The organism is Streptomyces sparsus, from assembly GCF_054776295.1.
The window spans coordinates 1-3,010 of record NZ_BAAHCA010000612.1 but is presented as its reverse complement, the minus strand read 5'-3'; the positions used below and the strand labels follow the sequence as shown (position 1 = coordinate 3,010).

The window sequence follows — 3,010 nt, the reverse complement described above, 5'->3', positions numbered from 1 at the left end:
CGGTGTTCGCCGGCGTGGCCGTGCGGGCCTCCCAGGCGTCACCGGCCCGGGTGCGGCGCACCGCCCGCGGAGCACCCTCGGCCAGCAGGTGGTGGGGCGCCGCGTAGGTGATCTCGACGGTGACCATGTCACCGGGGCGTACCGGCTCGTCGGGCCTGGTGAAGTGCACCAGCCGGCTGTCGGGGGCCCGGCCGGACAGCCGGTGCGTCGCACCGTCCTTGCGCCCCTCGCCCTCGGCGACCATCAGCTCGACCGTGCGGCCGACCTGCTTCTTGTTCTCCTCCCAGGAGATCTCCTCCTGGAGGGCGACCAGCCGCTCGTAGCGTTCCTGCACGACGGCCTTGGGGACCTGGTCGTCCATCTCGGCGGCCGGGGTACCGGGGCGCTTGGAGTACTGGAACGTGAAGGCCTGTGCGAACCGCGCCTCGCGCACGACGTGCAGGGTCTCCGCGAAGTCCTCCTCGGTCTCACCGGGGAAGCCGACGATGATGTCGGTGGAGATGGCCGCGTCGGGCATCGCTGTCCGCACCTTCTCGATGATCGACAGGAACCGATCCTGCCGGTAGGAGCGGCGCATCGCCTTCAGCAGTCGCGAGGAACCCGACTGCAGCGGCATGTGCAGCTGCGGCATCACGTTCGGTGTCTCGGCCATCGCCGCGATCACGTCGTCGGTGAAGTCGCGCGGGTGCGGCGACGTGAAGCGGACGCGCTCCAGGCCCTCGATGCGGCCGCAGGCGCGCAGCAGCTTGCTGAACGCCTCCCGGTCGCCCATGTCGCTGCCGTAGGCGTTGACGTTCTGGCCGAGCAGCGTGATTTCGGTGACACCCTCGTCGACGAGGGCCTCCACCTCGGCGAGCACGTCGCCGGGCCGGCGGTCCTTCTCCTTGCCGCGCAGCGCGGGCACGATGCAGAAGGTGCAGGTGTTGTTGCAGCCGACGGAGATCGACACCCAGGCGGCGTAGGCGCTCTCGCGCCGGGTCGGCAGCGTCGACGGGAACGCCTCCAGCGATTCGGCGATCTCGACCTGCGCCTCCTCCTGGACGCGGGCACGTTCCAGGAGGACCGGCAGCTTGCCGACGTTGTGGGTGCCGAACACCACGTCCACCCAGGGCGCGCGGCGCACGATGGTGTCGCGGTCCTTCTGCGCCAGGCAGCCGCCGACGGCGATCTGCATGCCGGGGCGGGCGGCCTTTCTCGGGGCGAGCTGGCCCAGGTTGCCGTAGAGCCGGTTGTCGGCGTTCTCCCGCACCGCGCAGGTGTTGAAGACGACGACGTCGGCGCCGTCGGCCTCGTCGGGCGCGCGCACGTAACCGGCCTGCTCCAGGAGGCCGGCCATCCGCTCGGAGTCGTGGACGTTCATCTGGCAACCGAAGGTGCGCAGCTCATATGTCTTCGCAGTCATGTCAGTCAGCAAGCCTACGCGTTCCCCCGACCGAGGTGCCCCTCCCCTTCCCGCCCGGCGGATGGCAGGATCCGTCATATGGTCACGTTCCGTATCCGCCGTCCCGTCGGCAGGGCCGCGCTCGGCGCCGCCGCCGCGGCCGCCCTCGTGCTGGCGCTGCTCCTGTGGTGGCTGCTGCCGCCCGGCGGCTCGCCGCCCAGCGGCCGGGTGACCTTCGCCACCGGGTCGGCGAGCGGTGTCTACGAGCGGTACGGCGCGCTGCTCCAGGACCGGCTGCGGCGGGACCTGCCGGCGGTGGACCTGCGGTTGCAGGCGAGCGAGGGCTCGGTGCAGAACATCGAGCGCCTGGTGTCGGGCAAGGCGGACTTCACCATCGCCCAGTCCGACGCGGTCGCCGCCTACCTGGCGAAGGACGGCGAGGACGCGGACCGGCTGCGCGCCTGCGCCCGGCTGTACGACGACTACGTGCAACTGGTCGTGCTCGCCGGCTCACCGGTGCGGGAGGCAGCGGACCTGCGCGGTCTCCGGGTCGGGGTGGGCCAGGAGCGGTCGGGGGTGCGGCCGGTCGCCGAACGGCTGCTCCGGGCCGCCGGCCTGGACCCGGCGAAGGACGTCACGGCCGTCCAGGAGGGCATCGACCGCACGCCGGACCTGCTGGAGAGCGGCCGGCTGGACGCCTTCTTCTGGACGGGCGGCCTACCCACCAGCGCGGTCCAGGACCTCGCCGCTCGGACCGAGATCCGGCTGGTGGAGCTCGGCGACCTGGTGCCCGCGCTGCACTCCGACGATCCGCAGGCCCGGCACTACCGGGCGGCGGTGATGCCCGCCGACGCCTACCCGGCGGTGCAGCGCGGCGAGGCGGTGAAGACGGTGGCGGTGGCGAACCTGCTGGTCACCACCGACCGGATGGACGCGGCGCTGACCGAGGGGCTGACCCGTTCGCTGATCAGCAGCCGCGACCACATCGGCCGCCAGGTGCACGCCGCGCAGAAGGTGGACCTGCGCACGGCGATCTACACCGATCCCCTGCCGCTGCACGAGGGCGCCCGTCGCTACTACCGCGCGGTCAAGCCCTGAGCGATTCCCGGGGGCCTCCGCCGGTCAGCACCTCCGCGCACGCCCGCAGTTCGTCCCGTCGCGCCCCGGTGAGCGCGGCGCCCAGATGGCCGTCGGGCCGCACCAGCAGCACCGTGTGGGCAGCCGCCCCGGGGTAGCTCTCGGCGACCAGCAGTTCAGCGGGGATCCGCAACGCCCGCACTTCGGCGGCGAGTTCGGGCATGATGCCGGCGTTCAGCCAGTGCCGGCTGTCCCATACGCCGGTGCCGGGAGCGACCAGCACCACCAGCAGGTCCCGGCCCAGGTGCTGCCGCAGCGGCGCGCTGATCCCGTCGAGCGAGGTGACGAGCACGTCCTCGACGGCGTCCCCCGGTGCGGTGGCGACCCCGGCGAGGCCCTCCGGGTCGGGGGCCAGCGGTGAATCCGCGTACCCGGCCGGGCCGCCTATCGCGCCGACTCCCAGGTGTCCGTCGGTGAGCAGCCCGAGCGGGCCTCGGCTTCCTCCGGGCAGCAGGCCGCGCAGCCCGCCACCGCCGCGCACCAGCGGCAGCG

Annotated in this window: 2 protein-coding genes and 1 pseudogene; 1 reads left to right on the top strand and 2 read right to left on the bottom strand. The window is 72.9% G+C overall.

Annotated features, from left to right (window positions below; translation table 11 throughout):
• Window positions 1-1,402 (bottom strand): tRNA (N6-isopentenyl adenosine(37)-C2)-methylthiotransferase MiaB (gene miaB / locus ACYVE9_RS21050; protein ID WP_461029450.1); only part of this gene is annotated, 1,402 nt, incomplete at its 3' end.
• 78 nt (window positions 1,403-1,480) lie between these two features.
• Here miaB and ACYVE9_RS21045 point away from each other — a divergent pair.
• A complete protein-coding gene (locus ACYVE9_RS21045; protein ID WP_461029449.1) occupies window positions 1,481-2,479 on the top strand; it encodes a TAXI family TRAP transporter solute-binding subunit in 999 nt (332 codons plus the stop codon).
• Here ACYVE9_RS21045 and ACYVE9_RS21040 read toward each other — a convergent pair.
• Window positions 2,469-3,010 (bottom strand): annotated as a pseudogene (locus tag ACYVE9_RS21040) (hypothetical protein); the annotation flags it as partial. The gene ACYVE9_RS21045 and the pseudogene ACYVE9_RS21040 sit on opposite strands and share 11 nt — an antisense overlap.